This window comes from Nocardiopsis sp. iso_25, from assembly GCF_056173305.1.
Map to the genome: position 1 here is coordinate 2,245,797 of NZ_CM149667.1, position 19,389 is coordinate 2,265,185.

The 19,389-nt window shown below is 73.0% G+C and carries 17 protein-coding genes and 1 tRNA gene; 12 read left to right on the top strand and 6 right to left on the bottom strand.

Annotated elements, in window-relative coordinates; translation table 11 throughout:
- Positions 1 to 136: 136 nt before the first annotated feature.
- From AC0VX6_RS09790 to AC0VX6_RS09800, 3 genes are all read left to right on the top strand, one after another.
- Positions 137 to 1,414, top strand: coding sequence for an MFS transporter (locus tag AC0VX6_RS09790; protein ID WP_475468256.1), 1,278 nt, complete (start codon positions 137 to 139; stop codon positions 1,412 to 1,414).
- A gap of 230 nt (positions 1,415 to 1,644) precedes the next feature.
- Positions 1,645 to 3,012, top strand: a complete 1,368-nt coding sequence (locus tag AC0VX6_RS09795) for an L-lactate MFS transporter (protein ID WP_475468257.1) — start codon at positions 1,645 to 1,647, stop codon at positions 3,010 to 3,012.
- Between the two features lie 84 nt (positions 3,013 to 3,096).
- On the top strand, positions 3,097 to 3,225 hold the full coding sequence (locus AC0VX6_RS09800) for an MFS transporter small subunit (RefSeq protein WP_019610327.1): 129 nt from the start codon (positions 3,097 to 3,099) through the stop codon (positions 3,223 to 3,225).
- Between the two features lie 223 nt (positions 3,226 to 3,448).
- Here AC0VX6_RS09800 and AC0VX6_RS09805 read toward each other — a convergent pair whose 3' ends face one another.
- A complete protein-coding gene (locus AC0VX6_RS09805) occupies positions 3,449 to 4,921 on the bottom strand; it encodes a potassium/proton antiporter (protein WP_475468258.1) in 1,473 nt (490 codons plus the stop codon).
- A 46-nt stretch (positions 4,922 to 4,967) separates the two neighbouring features.
- Between AC0VX6_RS09805 and AC0VX6_RS09810 the strand changes: the two genes are divergently transcribed.
- Positions 4,968 to 5,792: a universal stress protein gene (locus AC0VX6_RS09810; protein WP_274977219.1), complete on the top strand. Its 825-nt coding sequence runs from the start codon at positions 4,968 to 4,970 to the stop codon at positions 5,790 to 5,792.
- Positions 5,793 to 5,893: 101 nt separating this feature from the next.
- Here AC0VX6_RS09810 and AC0VX6_RS09815 read toward each other — a convergent pair whose 3' ends face one another.
- The 4 genes from AC0VX6_RS09815 to AC0VX6_RS09830 all read right to left on the bottom strand — a co-directional run bounded on the left by AC0VX6_RS09815 (position 5,894) and on the right by AC0VX6_RS09830 (position 8,862).
- Positions 5,894 to 6,373 (bottom strand): SRPBCC family protein, encoded by a 480-nt coding sequence (locus AC0VX6_RS09815; RefSeq protein WP_274977220.1) that lies wholly within the window; start codon positions 6,371 to 6,373, stop codon positions 5,894 to 5,896.
- The gene (locus AC0VX6_RS09820) at positions 6,370 to 6,699 is read right to left on the bottom strand and encodes an ArsR/SmtB family transcription factor (protein WP_212640584.1); all 330 of its coding nucleotides are present in this window, start codon (positions 6,697 to 6,699) and stop codon (positions 6,370 to 6,372) included. Before AC0VX6_RS09820 ends, AC0VX6_RS09815 begins: the two co-directional genes overlap by 4 nt.
- A gap of 126 nt (positions 6,700 to 6,825) precedes the next feature.
- Positions 6,826 to 8,049, bottom strand: a complete 1,224-nt coding sequence (locus AC0VX6_RS09825) for an MFS transporter (RefSeq protein ID WP_274977221.1) — start codon at positions 8,047 to 8,049, stop codon at positions 6,826 to 6,828.
- A 216-nt stretch (positions 8,050 to 8,265) separates the two neighbouring features.
- Positions 8,266 to 8,862, bottom strand: coding sequence for a TetR/AcrR family transcriptional regulator (locus AC0VX6_RS09830; protein ID WP_274977222.1), 597 nt, complete (start codon positions 8,860 to 8,862; stop codon positions 8,266 to 8,268).
- Between the two features lie 164 nt (positions 8,863 to 9,026).
- On the opposite strand from AC0VX6_RS09830, the gene AC0VX6_RS09835 reads away from it, so the two are divergent.
- The 6 genes from AC0VX6_RS09835 to AC0VX6_RS09860 all read left to right on the top strand — a co-directional run bounded on the left by AC0VX6_RS09835 (position 9,027) and on the right by AC0VX6_RS09860 (position 14,649).
- The gene (locus AC0VX6_RS09835; RefSeq protein WP_475469299.1) at positions 9,027 to 9,392 is read left to right on the top strand and encodes a VOC family protein; all 366 of its coding nucleotides are present in this window, start codon (positions 9,027 to 9,029) and stop codon (positions 9,390 to 9,392) included.
- 147 nt (positions 9,393 to 9,539) lie between these two features.
- Complete coding sequence (locus tag AC0VX6_RS09840; protein ID WP_475468260.1) at positions 9,540 to 10,271, top strand: phosphoribosyltransferase; 732 nt, start codon at positions 9,540 to 9,542, stop codon at positions 10,269 to 10,271.
- A gap of 84 nt (positions 10,272 to 10,355) precedes the next feature.
- The gene (locus AC0VX6_RS09845; protein WP_475468261.1) at positions 10,356 to 11,015 is read left to right on the top strand and encodes a dienelactone hydrolase family protein; all 660 of its coding nucleotides are present in this window, start codon (positions 10,356 to 10,358) and stop codon (positions 11,013 to 11,015) included.
- The gene (locus AC0VX6_RS09850; RefSeq protein ID WP_475468263.1) at positions 11,012 to 12,310 is read left to right on the top strand and encodes an erythromycin esterase family protein; all 1,299 of its coding nucleotides are present in this window, start codon (positions 11,012 to 11,014) and stop codon (positions 12,308 to 12,310) included. Before AC0VX6_RS09845 ends, AC0VX6_RS09850 begins: the two co-directional genes overlap by 4 nt.
- A 273-nt stretch (positions 12,311 to 12,583) precedes the next feature.
- Positions 12,584 to 14,464, top strand: a complete 1,881-nt coding sequence (locus AC0VX6_RS09855) for a hypothetical protein (protein ID WP_274977227.1) — start codon at positions 12,584 to 12,586, stop codon at positions 14,462 to 14,464.
- Between the two features lie 111 nt (positions 14,465 to 14,575).
- A tRNA-Pro gene (locus AC0VX6_RS09860) sits at positions 14,576 to 14,649 on the top strand.
- A gap of 238 nt (positions 14,650 to 14,887) precedes the next feature.
- Here the strand turns inward: AC0VX6_RS09860 and AC0VX6_RS09865 are convergent.
- Positions 14,888 to 16,489 carry an FAD-dependent monooxygenase gene (locus tag AC0VX6_RS09865; protein ID WP_475468266.1) on the bottom strand — a complete coding sequence of 534 codons (1,602 nt, stop codon included), beginning with the start codon at positions 16,487 to 16,489 and terminating at the stop codon, positions 14,888 to 14,890.
- Between the two features lie 120 nt (positions 16,490 to 16,609).
- Between AC0VX6_RS09865 and AC0VX6_RS09870 the strand changes: the two genes are divergently transcribed.
- Positions 16,610 to 17,194 carry a TetR/AcrR family transcriptional regulator gene (locus AC0VX6_RS09870; RefSeq protein ID WP_274977229.1) on the top strand — a complete coding sequence of 195 codons (585 nt, stop codon included), beginning with the start codon at positions 16,610 to 16,612 and terminating at the stop codon, positions 17,192 to 17,194.
- A gap of 484 nt (positions 17,195 to 17,678) precedes the next feature.
- Positions 17,679 to 19,121, top strand: a complete 1,443-nt coding sequence (locus AC0VX6_RS09875; protein ID WP_475468268.1) for a GntP family permease — start codon at positions 17,679 to 17,681, stop codon at positions 19,119 to 19,121.
- The last annotated feature ends 268 nt before the right edge of the window (positions 19,122 to 19,389 follow it).

Consider the following 19,389-nt stretch of genomic DNA (forward strand, 5'->3'; position numbering starts at 1 on the left):
GGCCGTGGCCGGGGAGTGCGCGGTGCGGAGCCGCGAGGACGCGACCGGGTGCGGGGGGGGAGGACGCCGCCGGGGCGGAGAGGCCGCCCTGCGGGGCGGTGGACTCCGCGGACGGCGCCTTCCCTAGGCTGGCCGGATGCTCGTACGGAACCGCTGGGCCGTCCTCTCGGTCAGCATGGTGGCGCAGGTGGCCAGTGTGTCGGCGATGTTCGGCGTGCCCGTCGTGCTGCCGCAGCTCCGGGAGGCCTTCGGCGTCACCACGGCGCAGGCCGGGATGCTGGCCGGACTTCCCTCGCTCGGCCTGCTGCTCACGCTCCTGGTGTGGGGCCTGGTGATCGACCGGTTCGGGGAGCGGCCGACGATGGCGCTGAGCCTGGTGCTCACGGCGTGCGCGCTCGGTTCGCTCTGGGCGGTCTCGGGGCTGTGGGGGGCCGTCGCGGTCCTGCTGCTGGTGGGCGCGGTCGGCGGCCCGGTCAACGCGGCGAGCGGGCGGCTGGTGCTGTCCTGGTTCTCCGAGCGCGAACGCGGCCTGGCCATGGGCGTCCGCCAGTCGGCGCTGCCCCTGGGCGTGGGCCTTTCCGCCCTGGCGCTGCCCTGGGCCGCCGGTGCATGGGGGTTCGTCGGCGCGATGACCCTCCCGGCGGTGCTCGCGCTCCTGGCGGTCCCGTTCGTGCTGGCGATGCCCGCCTCCGCCCCCGGGCGGCCCCCGGCGGGGGAGGCGGCCCACGCCTCCGCGTGCGCGGACACCGCCGACGACGCCGCGCGCCCCGCGGCCGGAGAGACCGGTGAGAACAGCGAGGTCAGCGAGGCCGCTGTGCGCCCCGCGGCCGGATCGCCCTACCGGCACGGGCACATCTGGCGGGTGCACGGGGTGAGCATGCTGCTCGGCGTCCCGCAGATCGCGCTGATGACCTACGCCGTCATCTACCTGGTGCAGGAACAGGGGTGGAGCCCGCCCGCCGCGGGTGCGGTCGTCGCGGTGGCGCAGGTGCCCGGGGCGGCCGGGCGGCTGCTGCTGGGCGTCTGGTCCGACCGGACCGGGGACCGGATGCGCCCGGTGCGGTGGCTGGCGGCGGTCTCGGGGGTCTGCCTGGTGCTGCTCGCGGCGCTGCCGGGGGTCTGGGGGTGGACGGCCGTGCCGCTGCTCCTGGCCTGCCTGGTCCTGACGATGTGGCACAACGGCCTGACCTTCACCGCCGTCGCCGAGACGGCGGGGACCTCCTGGGCGGGGCGGGCGCTGGCCGCGCAGAACTGGCTCCAGGCGGTCAGTACGACCCTGACGCCGGTGCTCATGGCGGCGGTGATCACCCTCGCGGGCCTGCCCTTCGTCTTCGCGGTGAGCGCGCTCTTCTCCGCCGCGGCCCTCGCAGTGGTCCCGGTGACGCGGAGGAGCCGAGAGAAATGGGGTATTTGACCGGTTTGTGGGTACTGAGGTCTTGATCACGAAGCCCTCATCACATAAGTTCGCTTCCGGCACAGACGTTCGACATTCGCACGATCACTCTTCGTGAGGATGCTGCTCCCGAAAGGGTGGAACACCCCGCCCAGCCCGGTTCCCGGCGAACCCGGAATGATCCCGGACCGGCAGGAGCGGCCCCGGCGTCCGCGCCCCCACCGCGACAAGCAGAACACGAAGCGGGATCCATGACGCGCACCAGTCCCCTGACCTCGTTCCTCGACTACGAGAGGAGCATCGCGCCACCCGGCTACAGCCGGTGGCTCATCCCGCCCGCCGCCCTGGCGGTACACCTGTCCATCGGCCAGGTGTACGCGTTCAGCGTCTTCCGCAACCCGTTGGTCGAGCGGTTCGACACGTCGCTGACCGCGATCGGGGTCATCTTCAGCATCGCCATCGTCATGCTCGGCCTGTCGGCCGCGTTCGGCGGCAAATGGGTGGAGCGCAACGGCCCGCGCAAGGCGATGTTCGTCTCCGGCCTGTTCTGGTCCGGCGGGTTCGCGGTCGCCGCGCTCGGCGTGGCGACCGGCCAGCTCTGGCTGGTCTACCTCGGCTACGGCGTCCTCGGCGGGCTCGGCCTGGGCATCGGCTACATCTCGCCGGTCTCCACCCTCATCAAGTGGTTCCCCGACCGGCCCGGCCTGGCCACGGGCATCGCGATCATGGGCTTCGGCGGCGGCGCGCTCATCGCCTCGCCGCTGTCCTCCGAACTCCTGCGGCGCTACGCCGACACCCCCGCGGACGCCATCGCCCCCGCGTTCCTCACGCTGGGCGCGGTCTACTTCGTGATCATGATGCTGGGCGCCTTCACCGTGCGCGTCCCCCCGGCCGGCTGGCGGCCCGGGGGTGCCGCGGCCGAGGAGCCGAAGGGCGCCTCCGCCAGCACGCCACCGGCCCTGGAGGGGGTGTCGGTGGAGACCGCCGTGCGCACCCCGCAGTTCTGGCTCCTGTGGACCGTGCTCTTCTGCAACGTCACCGCGGGCATCGGAATCCTGGAGCAGGCCTCGCCCATGGTGCAGGAGTTCTTCACCGGGGTCGGCCCGGCCGAGGCGGCGGGCTACGTCGGCTTCCTCTCCCTGTGCAACATGCTCGGGCGGCTCGTGTGGTCCTCGGCCTCCGACGCGATCGGCCGCAAGCGCGTCTACATCGGCTACCTCGGCCTGGGCGGGCTCCTCTACCTGCTGATCGCCATCGCCGGAACCAGCTCGATCGTGCTGTTCGTGGCGCTGACCGGCGTCATCCTGTCCTTCTACGGCGGCGGCTTCTCCACGGTGCCCGCCTACCTGAAGGACCTGTTCGGCACCTTCAACGTGGGCGCCATCCACGGCAGGCTCCTCACCGCCTGGTCGCTGGCCGGGGTCGCCGGGCCGATGATCGTCAACGTCATCGCCGACGCCCAGCTGGCCGCCGGACGCGACGGGGCCGAGCTCTACGGGCTCTCCCTCTACGTCATGGTCGGCGTCATGGCCGTGGGCTTCCTCGCGAACATGCTGGTCCGGCCCCTGCCCGAGCGGGTCCACCAGCGCGACCGGGAACGCGTCGCCGGGCGCAGCTGAGCCCGAAACCGGGGGCGGGACCGCCACGGGTGCCGCCTCCGGAACCCAACACACGCCTCACCGGTCACCGAGGAAGGGCCACACATGTCAGGCAACCGGACCACCAACGCCTCCACCGTCACCGCGATCCTGCTGTGGGTGATCGTGCTCGCCGCCCTGGCCTACGGGGTGGCGCAGACCGCCGTGGACGCCGCGGCGCTCTTCGCCTCCTGAGGGTCGGCTCCGCCCTAGCCCGCCAGGCGGTACGCCGCCGCGCCGGCCGCCCACCGCTCCACCCCCGCGGGGAGCGGTGGGCGGTGGGCGGCCGGCGTTTCGCACGCTCATCCCCGGAGATCCCGGCGCATCGGCCGCCGCCGGGGCACCGGGACCCGCCGGTCCTCGTACGCCTGCGCCGTTACCTCGACGGCCCCGGGAACGCCTCCCGTGGCGGCCCGCGTCAGGCTCCGCCCGTGTTCTCCCCCTTGGCCCAGGCGGTGACCAGCCTCTGGGCGTCGGGGCGGCGCGGCATGGCCACGATGAGCAGGTCGTTCTCACGGACCCGGGTGTGCGCCGAGGGCACCAGCACCCGCTTGCCCCGCACGATCGTAGTGACCAGGCCGTGCGGCGGTTCCAGCTCCCCGAGCAGCCTGCCCACGATGTACAGCCCCGGCGCCGCGCGCACCTCGATCAGCTCGGTGCCCAGGTCGCTGATGGGCACGTCCGCCACCACGGGTTCGAGCGAGTGCCCGCCCCGGGTCAGCCCCAGCAGGCCCGCGGCGGCGCGGATGCTGGTGCCCTGCACCGCCGCGGAGACCAGCACGACGAAGAAGACGATGTTGAAGATCAGGGCGCCGTCGGGGTACCCGGCCACGAACGGGAACGTGGCCAGCACGATCGGCACGGCACCGCGCAGCCCCACCCAGCTGACGAAGGCGATCTCCCGCCACGTGTAGTCGAACCACACCAGGCACAGCGCCACCGTCGCCGGTCGGGCCACCAGCACCAGGACCGCGCTGACGGCCAGCCCCGAGAGCGCCACCCCCGGCAGGTCGGAGGGGAAGACCAGCATCCCCAGCAGCAGGAACAGCCCCACCTCGGCGGTGTTGGACAGCCCCTCGTGGAAGGTCCGGATGCCCCGCCGGTGCAGGGGCGCGCGGGCGCCCACGACCAGCCCCGTGACGTAGACCGCCAGGAAGCCGGAGGCGCCCGCCAGCGCCGCTGCGCCGTAGGAGACCCCGGCCACGCCCAGCGCCAGCACCGGGTAGACCCCCGCCGGTCCCAGGTTGATGCGGGTCAGCAGCCAGCTTCCGGCCAGTCCCGCCGCAGCGCCCACGACCAGGCCCCCGACCAGCTGCATGAGGGCGAACAGCGCCCACTCGGCCGGGGACGGCGTGTCCTGCCAGGTGGCGATGAGGCCGATGGTGAGCAGGATGGCGATCGGGTCGTTGGCGCCGGACTCCACCTCCAGCAGGGACGCGACCTTGCGGGGCAGCGGGGCCCTCCGTAGCATGGCGAACACCGCGGCGGCGTCGGTGGAGGCCACGACCGCGCCGATGAGCAGGGCGGTCAGGGGGCGCACGTCCAGCAGCAGGTACGTGCCCGCCGCCAGGACCAGCGCCGTGCCCGCCACGGCCGCGGTGGCCAGCGCGAACCCGGGGGCGGCGGCGCGCCTCAGGTCCCCGGGCTTGGTCGTCAGGCCGCCCTCGAAGAGGATGAGGATCAGCCCGACGGCTCCGCCGATCTGGGCGACCTCGGGGTTGTCCAGCCGGATCAGCCCGAGCCCGTCGTCGGCGATGAGCATGCCCAGCGCCAGGAACAACAGCAGGCCGGGCAGCCGGATGCGGTTGGCGAAGCCCGAGGCCAGGATGGCCGCCACCAGCAGGAGTCCGGCCGCCAGGATCCACCCGTCGGCGGGCAGGTGTACTGTCATGGTCCCCCGTCGTCGGCTCTAGGACGCGGTGGAGGGGGGAGTGCCGATGGCCGCCGGTGGTGAGGACGGCACCGCACGGGCCCCCGCCCGCGCCATCACCCGGTTCCTGGTGCCCCTGGACGGCACCGCCGGTGCGGCGGCCGCCCTGGGCCCGGCGCTGCGCGCCGCCCGCGTCCTGCGGGTCCCCCTGGAACTGCTGACCGTGCGCGACCGCGTGAACCGCGCCTGGGTCGAGGACGTCGACGCCGTCGCGGCGGGCCTGGACTACGACCGCGTCGAGGTCTCCATGGTCGGCTCCGGCTGGCCGGGGGACGTGATCGTCGACGCGGTCGCCGAGCAGACCGGAACGGTCGTGTGCATGGCCACCCACGACCGGGACCGGTTCTCACGCCTGGTGGCGGGCAGCGTCACCGGACACGTGCTGCGCCAGGCGGCCGCCCCGGTGCTCATGATAGGTCCCGGGTACCTGTGTGACGGGGGAGGCGGGGCCGGTGGCCGTGCCCTCGTGTGCCTGGACGGCGGTTCCCGCGACGCCGACACGCTCGCCCTGGGGCGGGGGTGGGCCCGCCAGCTCGGACTGGAGGTGGAACTGGTGCACGTGGCCTCGCCCGGCGGGGCGGCCGTGGCCGGGGCGCGGCTGTCGGGGGCCGCGCGGAGGCTGGAGGCGGACGGCCTGGCGGTGCGCACGACCGTGCTGACCGGCGCCGACCCCGCGGGCGACATCACCGGGCTGCTCCACCGCCGCCCCGGCGCCCTGGCGGTGCTCGCCAGCCGCGCCCGGGTGGGGATTCCCAAGCTCGTCCTGGGCAGCGTCAGCTCGCGGATCCTCGCGGCCAGCCCCCGCCCCGTCCTCCTCACGCGCTCGTCCTGAGGTCGCCCTCCCCGACGCGGTGACCGGAAACGCCGCCCGCGCGGCGCGGGGCACCCGGCCCCGGAGCGCGCGGGGGCCGGCGTCCCCGCGCGGCCGGTGCGTCAGTCGGCGGCCAGGGTCTGGCGGTAGTGCGCGATGAGCGCCTCGTCGGGACCGGCCTGCGCCGGTTCGGCGCGTCCGTCCAGCACGGCGGCGAGCGTGCGCAGGCACACGTCCCACCCGGCCGCGGTGTTGGCCGTCCAGGCCGGGTCGGCGACGGTGTTGGACAGGCGCAGCACGCACCCGTCGCCGTCCTCCTCCAGGGTCCAGCGCAGGTCCTCGCCGTCCCAGTGGAAGGCCAGGACGTGCGGCGGCGCGAACTCGGTGATCGGCGCGGTCTCCGGTTCCTCTCCGGGGAAGGTGAGCGTGAGCGCGCCGCCCTCGCGCGCGTCGATCGCCACCCGGCAGGGGAACCACCGGCTGAGCGCCTCGTCGGTGGTCAGCGCGGCCCAGACCGTCGGCAGCGGGTGCGGGTAGCGGCGGGTGAAGCGCAGTACGGGAGCGCCGGACGTGCTCGCCTCGACGCGGACCTCGGTGCTCATGGCTGCTGCCCCTCCTGCGGGTGCGTGGAGTCCAGGTACTCGCCCAGTTCGTCCAACCGGTCCGTCCAGAACGCCCGGTAGGGGCGCAGCCAGTCGTCCAGGTCGCGCAGCGCCTCGGCCCGCAGGCGGTAGCGCCGCCCCTGCCGCTCGGCGGTCTCGGAGACCAGTCCGGCGGTGCGGAGCACGCGCAGGTGCTTGGAGACGTTGGGCTGGCTCATGTCCAGCCCGGCGACCAGGTCCTTGACGAGCAGGCCCTCGCTGCGGCGCAGCGCGTCCAGGATGCGGCGCCTGCTGGGTTCGGCCAGGACGGCGAACAGATCGGGCATGTGTTGAGTATGTCTAGTTGGTTATATAACTGTCAAGGCATGGAAGGGGGTGTGTGTTTCCCGCTCCCCGGAGGGGCGATCTCCGGGGAGCGGGCTGGTCCGCCCGTGCGGGGCGCCCGGCGGGGATCAGGCGTCCGCGGGGTGCGTGATCCGGTCTCCCTTCGCCGGACCCGGTGCGGGCGGGACGTACAGGTCGGTGGCCTCGTGGCCCACCCTGCGCGCGGTCAGGGCCGCGGGCACCATGGCCAGCAGCGCGAGCAGGGCCAGGCCGACGCCGACCCACAGCGGTGCGCGCAGGCCGAAGGCGCCGATGCCCATGCCGCCGATCCAGGAGCCGACGACCACGCCCATGGTGATGAACGAGGAGTGGACAGTGTTGACCAGGGCGCGCGCGTTCCCGGCGCGCTGGACGCGGGTGATCATCGCGGGGTTCAACGTGATGCCCACCAGGCCGATGCCCGCCATCGCCAGCAGGGCGGGGACCGGCAGGTCCGCGAAGAGCGCGAAGACGCCCAGGAAGACCGTGTTGAGCGCCAGACCGGCCACGATGACGGTCACGGTGTGGGACATGGCCAGGCGGCCGACCACGATGTTGCCGATGACCGTGGCCCCGCCGTAGCCCAGGAGCAGCAGCGGCACGATGTCGCGGGAGAACCCGGTGACCTCGGTGAGGATCGGTGTGAAGTAGGAGAACGCCGCGAAGGTGGCGCCGATGATGAGCGTGGAGGTGGCCATGACGGTCCACAGGCGCGGGCGGCGGAACACCTCCAGTTCGGAGCGCAGGGCCCCGGCCTCCTCGGCCCTCTCCAGGCGTGGCAGGGCGAGCGCGGTGGCCGCGGCCACGACCACGGTCAGCGCGCCGACGGCGGCGAAGGCGGCGCGCCAGCCGAACTGGCCGCCGATGAGCGTGGACAGCGGCAGTCCGAGCAGGGTGCCCACCATGAGGCCCTGGAGGGCCGCACCGGTGGCGCGCCCGCGCAGGTGCGGCGCGGTGACCTGCGCGACCGCCGACAGGGCGACGCCGAAGAAGGCTCCGGCGGCCGCTCCGGTGACCACGCGGGCCACGAGCATGGGCCAGTAGGAGGTGGACAGGGCGGCCAGCGCGTTGCCGACGAAAAAGACGGCGAAGAGCACCATCAGGGCGTGGTTCGTGCGCAGACGGAGGACCGACAGGGTCGCCAGCGGACCGCCGAGTGCCATCGCCAGTGCGAACGCGGTGATGAGGTAGCCGATCTGCGGGATGGTGGCCCCCAGGTCCTCCGACATCTGCGGCATGAGTCCACCGACGAGCAGTTCGCTGGTGACCATGGCGAAGATGCCGAGCGCCATGAGGTAGACGGATGCGGGCATGGGTTTCCCTTCCAATTTTTGGATCGATCAGACCAAAATAAGAGCGCGCGGAGCGGCGTGTGAAGAGGTGTACGGCGAACGCGCGGCAGCACCGGTGCCGGGGCGCGGGGGTCGCGCGGGCACACGGGGCCGGGGGCCGTCAGGTCGGAGGTGGATCGGGAGACGGGGGCGGGGGCGCGGGTGGAGGGAAGGGCGGGAAGGGTGGGGGAGCGCGGGTCAGGGGCGGAGCGCCTCGATCCCGGTGGAGGCGATGCCCTCCAGCACCGCCCTCCCGGCGCCCGACTGGGCCGCGACCCTCATTCCGGAGATGAGCGAGGCCACGTACCAGGCCAGGTCACCGGGGTCGCGGTCGGCGGCGACCGAGCCGTCGAGCTGGCCGTCCATGACGGTCAGACGCAGTGAGGACAGGCGTTTGTGCAGGTCGGCTTCCACCACCTGGGCGACTTCCGGGTTGCGCGAGGCGATCGTGGTGATGGTGTTGACGGTGAAGCAGCCCGCTCCGCGGCCGCTCTCCCGGTTGGCCGCCTCGTCGGCCACGATCACGGCGAGCAGCGCCCCGATCCGGTCCAGCCCGCTGCCCTGCGCGGAGTCCAGCACGGTTCCCTGACGCGCGGTCATGGTGGTGACGTAGTGGGAGAGCGCCCGGCGGAACAGGTGCTCCTTGGAGTGGAAGGTGTTGTAGAGGCTGCTGCGGGTCAGTCCGGTCGCCTGGCACAGGTCGGCCGTGGAGGTCCCGTCGAAGCCCTTGGACCGGAACTCCTCGTAGGCGGCCCGGATCACGTGCTCCTCGTCGAACTGGCGTGGTCTTCCCATGCTCCAGACGGTACCACTTTATGGACTGATCGTCACAAAAAATCGAAGGCGGAACCGGGGTGCCGACCGGCGCCGCGGGGTCTCCCGGAGTCGCGGGTCCGCGTCGTAGGGTGGCCGTGCGGTCCGCGGCCGCGGACCGCACGGCCTACCGAGGGGACCGCCACGTGCGCCTGGTCTGGGTACTCGACACCAACGACCTCCACGCCGCCGCCGACTTCTGGTGCGCGGTGCTGGGCTTCGAGCGCGAGGAGGGCCAGCACCCGGTCTACCTCGCCCTGAAGGACCCGGGCGGACGCTGGCCCGACCTGGTCCTCCAGAAGGTGCCCGAGCCCCGCTCCGGCAAGAACCGGATGCACCCGGACCTGGTCGTCCACGACCTGGACGCGGAGGTCGAGCGGGTGCGCGCGCTGGGCGCGCAGGTGCTGCGCCCGGCCTACGAGGAGGACGGACACCTGCTGGCGATCCTGGCCGACCCCGAGGGCAACGAGTTCTGCGTGGTCCAGCGCCTCGACGGCACCCTGGGCGGGTAGCGCCGAACCGGTCCCGGAGTGCCCGGCCCGGTCCATGTGTGCGCCGGGGGCCCCGGGGTAGCGCTCACCACACGGCCCGCGCGCGCCGCCGATCCGCGCGGACGCGGGCCGTCGCGCCACGGGATCCAGACGACGCGACCGGGTGAGGTGGCACACGTGTTTCGGGACCGGCGAGAGGCGGGCGAGCGGCTCGCCCGCGCGGTGGCGGAGCGGGCGGGGCCGCGCCCGCGCGTGCTGGCCCTGCCCCGGGGCGGCGTCCCCGTGGCCGAGCCCGTCGCCGAGGCCCTCGGCGTACCGCTGGACATCGTGGTCGCGCGCAAGATCCCCGCCCCCGGGAGCCCGGAGACGGCGATCGGCGCGACCACGGCCGAGGGCCCCGCGCTGTTCGACCAGAGGGCACTGGACCTGCTGGGCATCCCCGATGGGCGCCTGGCCGACATGGTCGGGGCACAGCGGGCCGAGGCGCGGCGCAGGCTGCTGGCCTACCGCGGGGAGGACCCCGAACCCGAGACCGCCGGATACGACGTCGTGGTGGTCGACGACGGCCTGGCCACCGGACTGAGCGCCCGGGCGGCGCTGACCTCGGTGCTCGCCCGGCGCCCCGCGTCCCTGACGCTGGCCGTCCCCGTGGGCGCGCCCGAAGCCGTCCGCGCGCTCTCCGACGTCTGCGACCGGATCGTCTGCCTGGAGACGCCGCCGGACTTCGGCGCGGTCAGCCTCTGGTACGAGAGGTTCGCGCAGGTCACCGATGACGAGGTGCGCGGCCTGCTGGCGAGCTCTCCCAGGGGGCCCGGCGACTCCGGCGGTTCCCGCCGCCCCGGCACCGGCGACTCCGCGGGCCCCGGCGGTCCCGGCGGCGGCCCTCCCGGCCGCCCCTGACAGCCACCGGCCGCCGTGCACGCGGCGGACGACACCGGGTCGGCGCACCGCACGGGAGCCCGGCCCCCACGAAGGGAGAGGACCATGACCGCTGTCGACGTGACGGTACGCACGCCGGACGCGCTGCTCGACGGGCGGCTGGCCGTGTTCCCCGGGGCGACCGCGGTCGTGGCCTTCGCGCACGGCAGCGGAAGCTCACGCCACAGCCCGCGCAACCGGGCCGTAGCCGAGGAGCTCAACCGGGTCGGGGTCGCCACCCTCCTACTGGACCTGCTCACCCCGGAGGAGGAGCGCGCCGACAGCGCGACCGGGCGGCAGCGCTTCGACATCGACCTGCTCACCCGGCGGCTCACCGGAACCGTGGACTGGCTGGCCGCACACGAGGACACCGCGGGCACACCCATCGGACTGTTCGGCGCCAGCACCGGCGCCGCCGCCGCGCTGAGGACCGCCGCCGAACGCCCGGACCTGGTCGCCGCGGTCGTCTCGCGCGGCGGCCGCCCCGACCTCGCGGGCACCGAGGCGCTCCAGGTCGTGCGCGCCCCCACGCTGCTCATCGTCGGCGGCGCGGACACCGAGGTCCTGCGGCTCAACGAGGACGCGGCCGACCGGCTCAGCGCCCCGTGCCAAATCCACGTCGTCCCCCGCGCCACCCACCTGTTCGAGGAACCGGGGGCGCTGGAGGAGGTGGCCGACGCCGCCTCCGGCTGGTTCGCGGGCATCCTGGGCGAGGCGGAGCGATGAGCGGCGGAACCCTCCCGGACGCCCTCCCGCGGCTGACCGGACCGAGGTCGCTGGACCCGCTCATGGAGCGGATCGGCGACGCGCGCTACGTGCTGCTGGGCGAGGCCTCGCACGGCACCGCCGAGTTCTACCGCTGGCGGGCGGAACTGACCCGGCGGCTGATCGGGGAGGCGGGCTTCTCCTTCGTCGCGGTGGAGGGCGACTGGCCCGACTTCCAGCAGCTGCACTGCGGCGTGGTGGGCGCGGAGGGGGCGCCCGGGGACCCGAAGGAGATCCTGGAGGGCTTCCGCAGGTGGCCGCAGTGGATGTGGGCCAACACCGAGGTGCTGGAGTTCGCCCGGTGGCTGCGCGGACACAACCTGGGGCTCGCGCCGGAGCGGCGCGCCGGGTTCTTCGGCCTGGACGTCTACAGCCTGTGGGAGTCGCTGTACGCGGTGCTGGGGTGGCTGCGCGAGAACATGCCCGAGCAGGTGGAACCGGCCCTGAACGCCTACCGCTGCTTCCAGCCCTACGGCGAGGACCCCCAGGCCTACGCCCGCGCGACGCGGCTGGTGCCCGAGAACTGCGAGGTCGAGGTCGTGCGACTGCTGGCCGAACTGCGCGAGCGCGCGGGGCAGGCCTCCTCCGCCGAGGACCTGGCCGAGTTCGCCGCGCGCCAGAACGCCGAGGTGCTCGCGGACGCCGAGCAGTACTACCGGGCGCTGGTGCGCGGCGGCCCCGAGTCGTGGAACGTCCGCGACCACCACATGGCCGACACGCTCGACCGGCTCATGGACTACCACGGGCCCGGTACCAGAGCCGTCGTGTGGGAGCACAACACCCATGTCGGCGACGCGCGCGCCACCGACATGGCCGCCGCGGGCATGGTCAACGTGGGGCAGCTGGTGCGCGAGCGCCACGGTGACGAGGGCGTGGTCCTCGTCGGCTTCGGCACCTACGAGGGCCGGGTCATGGCCGCCCGGGCGTGGGGGGAGACCCCCGAGCCGATGCCGGTACCCGCGGCGCGCCACGGGAGCGTGGAGGCGCTGCTGCACCAGTCGTTCGAGGGGGAGACGGGCCTGCTGCTCCTGACCGGCGACGGTGCGGACGACCCGTTCGCGGGCGAGGTCCTGCCGCACCGCGCCGTCGGCGTCATCTACCACCCCGGACGCGACGGGCTGCGCAACTACGTCCCGACCGTGCTGGGGGAGCGCTACGACGCCTTCGTGTTCGTCGACCGCACCCGCGCGCTCACGCCCCTGCACGAGGTCGAGGAGGACTCGGGCGAGGAGGAGACCTGGCCCAGCGGCCAGTGACGCGGACCGGCTGCCCCCGACACGTGCCTGGAGTCCGGTCGCGTGCACGGATTCCGTCTTTGTGCGCGGATTCCAAATGTGTGCATGGTTTCCGTCTGCGTGCACGGATTCTGGACGGATGTCTGCAACCGGGCGGGTACGCGTGCGGGACCGGACGCCCCTGCCGTCCGGATTCCGTCCGCTGCTAGGTTGTCCGCGGACATGACCGACGGTGCGGCCGCGCGGACACGGCGCCGCCGGCTCCGGCGCGCGGCCCCGGAGCCGGGGAGAGCAGTGGACGGGGCAGGGGCGCCGGAGCGGCGCCGACGCGTGGGGAACGCCCTGGCGTGGGCCGGGTCGGGGATGCTCATGGGCGCCCTGCTCCTGGCGGCCGCCACGGTGGTCCGGAACTGGGGAAGGTACGAGGACGGCCTGCTGGAGGAGACCGGCGGCTGGTGGGTTCCCGGAGTGGCCGTCGCGGGAATGGCCCTGTTCTACGGGATCCGCTGGAACCTGACGCGTTCCCGCCGCCTCGACGACGAGCCCGAGGGTCGGGCGTACGTGGTCTGGCTCGCCCTGGCCGCCCTCGGCGGCGTGTACCCGGCCGTCGCGGGCTTCCCGCGCGACTCCTTCGAGGCGACCGCGGAGACGGCCTGGCACTACGATCCCTCGCCCGCGGCGGCCGCCATGTGGCTCGTCGTCTGCGCGGTCGTACTGGGGTGCCTGTCCATGCTGGCGTCCGTGCAGCCGCAGAGGCTGGCGCCCCTGCGGCGCTCGCTGCCCTCCGCCGCGGCGGGCGTCCTCGCCGTCGTGCTGGTCAGCGCGCTGGTGGGTGTGACGGCCTTCCCCCGGGAACCGCACACCACCGCGGTGGAGGGCGGCGACCCGCCGCCGGTGCCGGAGACGGTCAGCCGGGTGGGGTGGAGCTGGGCGCCCCCGATGGGGACGCGGATCGAGGAGGTCCGCGCGGGCACCCACGGGCCCCTGGTCCTGCTCGGCGACGGCGCGGTCTCCCTGGACGGGGAGACCGGCGAGGAGCGGTGGTCCTTCCGGCGCCCGCGCGACCGGAGCCGGAGCGTGTGGGCCGACGACGCGCACGTGTACGTGCGCTACGTCCGCGGCACCTTGCCGGAAGGGGCCGAACCCGAGGCGGACGGCGAACCGGTGGAGTGGACCACTGCGGTGCTCGACATTGCGACCGGTGAGGTCACCGGTGAGCACACCGCGCTCCAGTCGGACGGGTGGGGAAACCTCGTCGCGATGACCCCCGAGGCCCGGATCGGACTCGTCCGGACCGGACCCGGCGGTTCGCTCACACTGACCGCGAGATCGCTGGACGGCGACGGGGAACTGTGGTCGCGCACGCTGGTGGAGGCCGACGACGGCCTGGCCTGCCGCCACGAGGACCCCCTGCGGTACGGCGACCTGCTGGTGACCCTGCACGGGTGCGCCCCCGAGAGGCAGAGCAGGTTCGGGGACCACTCGGACTACTCGACCTTCTTCGACCTCTTCTCGGGCGGGAACCGGGTGGAGGTCGCGGTCACGGCGGTGGACCTCACCACCGGGGAGGAGGCCTGGCGCCACGAGTGGATCACCGCTCCGGAAGAGACGGCACCCGAACCGGTCGGAGGCCCCGTGCCCGCCGGAGACGGCACCCCGGTGATCGCGCTGGAGCAGTACGACGCCGATCCGGCCCTGCGCGTGCTCGACGTCGCCACCGGGGAGCGGCTCGACCTCCTCCCCGAACTCGTGGCGGACGAGGACTGGGGCAGGGACGGGGGCTACGAGCAGGAGAGCGTGGTACAGGTCGACACCGCAGGCGGTGTGCTCCGTGAGAGTCTGCACGACGGTTCGTTGTTCCACCGCGTCGACGCCTCGGGCGGGATCACCGCGACGGCGGACACGGAGAGCCTCCTGGGCGGGTACGCGAGCATGGCGAACGTGGTCGCGCTGGAGGACGTGGTGCTCGTCCCGCGCACGCGTACCCCCCTCGCGGCGGACGACCGACGGACCGAGGTGGCGGTGGCGCCCTTCGGCGAGTCGGTGTCCTGGGACACGGCGCGGTGGATCGCCCCCGAGGGACAGATGCTGGTCGACATGCTCGCGGTCCCGGGAGCGGTCGTCGTGCACACGGGTGAGGACGAGGAGGCCCTCGTCGAGGGGCTGGTGCCCTGAGAGAGCCCCCCGCGCCTGGTGCCCGCGGCCGGATATCCGGTTCGAGAGCCCTGCCGGATGCGATACAGTTTCACCTGTTGGCGGCGCTGGGAACGGCGTTCGCGCAACGGACGGGACGTAGCGCAGTTTGGCAGCGCACTTGACTGGGGGTCAAGGGGTCGTGGGTTCAAATCCCGCCGTCCCGACAGAGGAATAGCAGGTCAGCGAGGGGTCCACCATTCGGTGGGCCCCTCGCTGCTTCCCAGGTGGGTTGAACCGGGGGCGGGTGGGCACACGAGGTCGGACGTCCCCCCGAGTAGTGGACGTCTCCGACGCTGAAAAGCGCGGGTCAGCCAGCTCAGCCCGCTCGTCCACGAGCAAAGAGGTCACGGACCGCTTCGAGGTCTTCGAGGCGGCGGAGGCGTTGTCCGAGTGTGGTGGCGGTTATGACCAGGCCTCGCCTGCTGTTGCCTCGACGGCGTGGGTGGGCACAGCGGTGGCGTTCAACGCGGCGTTGAGTGCTTGGGCGGGATCGGACGGGGCGGTGATGGTGCGCCAGGCGATGTAGCCGTCGGGGCGGACCAGGGCGGCCCCGTGGGATTCAAGGCCGTAGGCGGTGCGGAAGGCGTCGGGCTCCACCGGTTCCGCGTCGGTGCCGATGTGCACGAACGTGACTGGGATGTCCAGCTGCTCGGCGGCGCGGGCCGCAGCGGCGGCCCAGCGGTCGTCTTCGGACAGCAGCACCCAGTCGCGCCGGAACAGATCCAGCGTCGAGCTCTCCCCGCCGTCGACGGCGACCCACAGGTGCGGAGCCCGGGTGCCCGGCTGACCGGCCCATTGGTCGGGTCGCCGCGCGGGCGGCAGGTCGGCGTCCGCTCCCAGGACCGCGGCCGAGCGGTAGAGATGGCCGAGTTCGATGGACGCGTCGTCGAGCACCGGCACGTCTGTCCTGGGGGCCGCCAGGTGGGCCTTGTAGTCGGCGCGGGCGAAGAGCTGGTCGTGGCGCAGGTCCGCGACAGGCCGGCGTTCGGCGTCGTAGGTGTCCAGCAGTCGGGGCGCGGATCTCCCGGTCAGCACGGCGGCCAGTTTCCAGGCCAGGTTGTGCACGTCGTCGATACCGGTGTTGGCGCCGAAACCGCCGCGGTTGGGCGGCAGTTGGTGGGCGGCGTCCCCGGCGAGGAACACCCGGCCGTCGGAGAAGCGGTCAGCGATGAGCCCCGCCAGGTCCCAGCGGCCGGTGGTCACCAACTCGATGGGGATGTCGGTGCGGCCGATCGCCTGCCGCACCACCTGGATCTGCTCGTCGGCGGCACGCTCGGTGTCGTCGCTGAGCATCAGCACCCAGCGCCCGTCGGAATAGGTGGTCAGGAACGCCTTCAGGTCGGGCTGCTCGATATCGAACTGGACCACACCGTGCCGCAGGTACTCGTCCAAGGGGGCGCGGAACAGGATGCTGCGCTGCACCGACAGCGGACCCGCCCCGTGGCGGCCGATGCCCAGCGCCTCACGCACGGCACTGGTCGCGCCGTCCGCGGCCACCACGTACTGGGCGCGCAGGCGGTATTCGTGGCTGTCGTCGCGGCGGCGCAGGGTGGCTGTCACGCCGTCGGCGTCCTGGACGAAGCCGAGCAGTTCGGTGCCCAGTCGCAGGTCAGCGCCCAGTTCGACCGCTCGGTCACGCAGGAGGGGTTCGAGCCGGTCCTGGGTGACCGCGATCGCGTGCACCGGGGAGTCCTCCGCGCCGTAGGCGCCCCTGCCACCGGGCGTCCACGGGTACTCCTCGAACCAGGTCCCGGTCAGGCTCTCCACCCGGGCCCGCCGCGGCGGCTTCATGCCCTGGAGCGACGGCGGCACCTCGACCCCGACCTGCCGGAAGTGTTCCACCGTACGGGTGGTGAAACCGATCGCCCGCGGATGCGGGGAGCTGCCGCGGTGCCTGTCGACCACCACGACCGGAACGCCCTGCCAGGCCAGGAACACCGTGGCGGACAGCCCGACCAGGCTGCCGCCGACGATCAGTACCGGTGCCGTTTCGTTGCCGCTCATCTCGATCATCCCCTCGCTGCGGTGAGTCCAGCTCTGACCCGCCCAGGAAAACACAACCTGATTAAAAAAACAACTGAGTTAATATATTTAGTGAGTTAAGTCATGTGCTAGGGTGGTGGCATGTCTGTTGAGCCGCCCGGACGTCGGGAACGCAAGAAGGCCCAGGTTCGCCGGGCGCTGGCCGAGGCCGCGCAGCGGCTGTTCCTGGAGAAGGGCTACGACCAGGTCAGCGTCAAACAGATCGCCGACGCGGTGGACATCTCGGGTCCGACGGTGTTCAAACACGTCCCCGACGGCAAGGAGGCGCTGATGTTCGACGATGGCGTCGAACGTCGGGAAAGCCTGCTGTCCGCGGTGCGTGAACGCCCCGCCGGAGTGTCGGTGATGGCGGCGCTGCGGGACTTCATGGCCGGGCGCGGGCCGTTCGTGGCCGACCCCACCCCGGAGGCCCGCAGGCTCACCGAACTGATCGTCAACACCCCGGCCCTGCGCGACTACTCACGCAAACTGTGGATTCGCTGCGAGGAACCCCTGGCCGAGGCCATCGCCGCCGGGCTCGGCCGCGACCCCGGCGATCTCACCGCCCGCGCCGTCGCCCGCTACGTCCTTGAGATCCCGCAGTTCCTCAGCGACGAACCCGACCCCCGCGCCGCCCTCGACGCCGTGTTCGACCTGCTCGAACACGGCGTCGAGGGCGCATCCTGACAGCGTCAGCCGGGGCGCGACACGGATTCCGTGTGCGACGGCCCCTGCCAAGGGTGTTTCGTGGCTGTGCCCCTTGGTCGGGGGCCAAGGGGTGGTGGGTTCACACCCCGCCGTCCCGGGCCGCTGCGCCGGTATAAGCCCTGCTTATGAGCCCCATGGGGACGGGCCCCTACCAGGCGGCCCCGACTTCGTGTTGCATGGTCAGGTCTGTGGCGCGGACCACAGGGCGACGCGTCCACCCGCCGCCGCGCGGCGCAGTGCCGTTCGCGGCCCTCCGCGGGACGACGCGCCCGCGATACGGCCCCGGCGCACGTCGGGGTGGACCCGGTCACATCTTTCCAGCACGGATGTGCGAGCGTTTCCGCCAAGGCGGCCGCGCTTTCGCGCGGCCTCAGGCGGTGGAGAGACCGGACCGGTCGCGGTCCGCCTCAGTGGCCCAGAGCCTGACACCGCCCCCCATCAGGTATGAACGGAAAAGAGCCAGATGACTGACACCTTGGTCGTGGCGCACACGGCGATAGCGATTATCGGCGTGGTGCTGCTGATCCTGGCCGCCCGCGTCGAGCCGGTGATCGCACTCGTGATCGGGTCGATCTACCTGGGACTCGCGGCCGGGCTGGGGTTCGAGAAGACCATCTCGACCATCGCCCAGGGCTTCGGCGACATCATGACCGAAGTCGGGCTGCTCATCGGATTCGGCGTCCTCCTGGGGTCGCTGCTGTTCCGCATGGGCGCCCTGCAGAAACTGGTGGAGCTGCTGCTGAGACTGCTCGGTCCCAGGCGGCTCCCCTACGCGCTCGCCTCCGTGCTGAGCACGATCTTCCCGTCCATCTACGTGGACGTGCAGCTCGTGCTCGCCGCCCCGCTGGCCCGCTCCGCCGCGCCCAGCCTGGGCCGCAACGGCGTCGGCATGATGGGCGGCGCCCTCAGCACCGGCATCCTCGTCGGCTACGTGTTCGTGATCCCCGGTCTGGGAACCGTGTCGATCGCCGGTCTGCTGGGCGTCCCGCTCGGCACGATGCTGCTCTACGGCTTCGGGGTCGGACTGGCCACGGCGGTGCTCACCGTGTTCCTCTACGGGCTCCTGCTGAAGGTCGGGTTCTGGAACCCCGACAAGGACGAGACCGCCCCGGCGGCGGTCGGCGAGCGCGAGCCCGCCGGTGCCGTGCAGCCCGCGGGCGCCGCGCCCGGCGGCAGCGGCGGCGCTGGTGGAGCCGGTGACGGCGGTGGCGGCGACGGCACGGCGAAGGTCCCCGAGACGGCGCCGCGGACCCCGCCGCTCTACGTCTCCCTGCTGCCCATCCTCATCCCGCTGGTCATGATCGCCGCCGGGGCGATCGCCGAGGCCGCGGGCGTGACGTCTCCCGTGATCGCCTTCTTCGGCGACCCGGTGCTGGCGCTCTTCGTGGGCCTGCTCGGCGCCTACGTGCTGTCGCGGGGAGTGCTGGGCAACGCGCGCACCAACGACGCGCTGGGCGAGGGACTCAACACCACCGGGCAGATCCTGCTGGTCACCGGTGTCGGCGGTTCGCTGGGCGCGGTGATCGGCGAGACGGCCCTCGAAGGGGTCCTGGGCGGCCTGTTCTCGGCCGACGCGGGCACGCCGACTCTCGTGGCGGTGCTGCTGGCCTGGCTGGTGGCGGCCGTGCTGCACGTGGCCATCGGCTCGATCTCCGTCGCCGCCATCGCGGCCGCGGGCATCCTCGCCCCGATCATGGGCAGCCTGGACCTGCCGCCCGCGGTCCTGGGGCTGTCCATCGGCGCGGGCGCCCTGTTCGCGCTCCACGTGAACAGCAACTTCTTCTGGATGTTCCAGTCGCTGCTCGGCGTAACCACCCGGGGCACGCTCAAGGCGCTGACCTTCGTGACCTCGCTGGCCTCGGTGGTCTCGCTGGTCATCGTCGTGGGCATCAGCTTCGTCGTCTAGGGAGTGTTCCGCGGAGGCTTTCGGATCAGCGAGCGGCCGTCCGGGCAATCTCTCGCAAGACGGTTCGCGTAGGTCAGCCTGGTTGGCTTTTCAAGCGAAACCGGCGCAGCGAGAGGCAGCCCGGTGGTCGCGAGCCCGAAATGCTCCAAGGAGCACGACCTAGCCGGGACGACCGCCGCGAGCCGCGGCCACCGTCCCCGTGGGCCGCCGCGCACGCGGCGGCCCACGGGGACGCGGCTCCCGGCACCCCCCGCACGCGTGGCGCGCC

Excerpts from the sequence above, each read along its gene's own strand:
- AC0VX6_RS09795 (WP_475468257.1), top strand. The coding sequence starts at position 1,645 with ATGACGCGCACCAGTCCCCTGACCTCGTTCCTCGACTACGAGAGGAGC.
- AC0VX6_RS09815 (WP_274977220.1), bottom strand. The coding sequence starts at position 6,373 with ATGAGCACCGAGGTCCGCGTCGAGGCGAGCACGTCCGGCGCTCCCGTA.
- AC0VX6_RS09805 (WP_475468258.1), bottom strand. The coding sequence starts at position 4,921 with ATGACAGTACACCTGCCCGCCGACGGGTGGATCCTGGCGGCCGGACTC.
- AC0VX6_RS09790 (WP_475468256.1), top strand. The coding sequence starts at position 137 with ATGCTCGTACGGAACCGCTGGGCCGTCCTCTCGGTCAGCATGGTGGCG.
- AC0VX6_RS09875 (WP_475468268.1), top strand. The coding sequence starts at position 17,679 with ATGACTGACACCTTGGTCGTGGCGCACACGGCGATAGCGATTATCGGC.
- AC0VX6_RS09845 (WP_475468261.1), top strand. The coding sequence starts at position 10,356 with ATGACCGCTGTCGACGTGACGGTACGCACGCCGGACGCGCTGCTCGAC.
- AC0VX6_RS09850 (WP_475468263.1), top strand. The coding sequence starts at position 11,012 with ATGAGCGGCGGAACCCTCCCGGACGCCCTCCCGCGGCTGACCGGACCG.
- AC0VX6_RS09830 (WP_274977222.1), bottom strand. The coding sequence starts at position 8,862 with ATGGGAAGACCACGCCAGTTCGACGAGGAGCACGTGATCCGGGCCGCC.
- AC0VX6_RS09810 (WP_274977219.1), top strand. The coding sequence starts at position 4,968 with ATGGCCGCCGGTGGTGAGGACGGCACCGCACGGGCCCCCGCCCGCGCC.
- AC0VX6_RS09800 (WP_019610327.1), top strand. The coding sequence starts at position 3,097 with ATGTCAGGCAACCGGACCACCAACGCCTCCACCGTCACCGCGATCCTG.
- AC0VX6_RS09865 (WP_475468266.1), bottom strand. The coding sequence starts at position 16,489 with ATGAGCGGCAACGAAACGGCACCGGTACTGATCGTCGGCGGCAGCCTG.
- AC0VX6_RS09870 (WP_274977229.1), top strand. The coding sequence starts at position 16,610 with ATGTCTGTTGAGCCGCCCGGACGTCGGGAACGCAAGAAGGCCCAGGTT.
- AC0VX6_RS09820 (WP_212640584.1), bottom strand. The coding sequence starts at position 6,699 with ATGCCCGATCTGTTCGCCGTCCTGGCCGAACCCAGCAGGCGCCGCATC.
- AC0VX6_RS09825 (WP_274977221.1), bottom strand. The coding sequence starts at position 8,049 with ATGCCCGCATCCGTCTACCTCATGGCGCTCGGCATCTTCGCCATGGTC.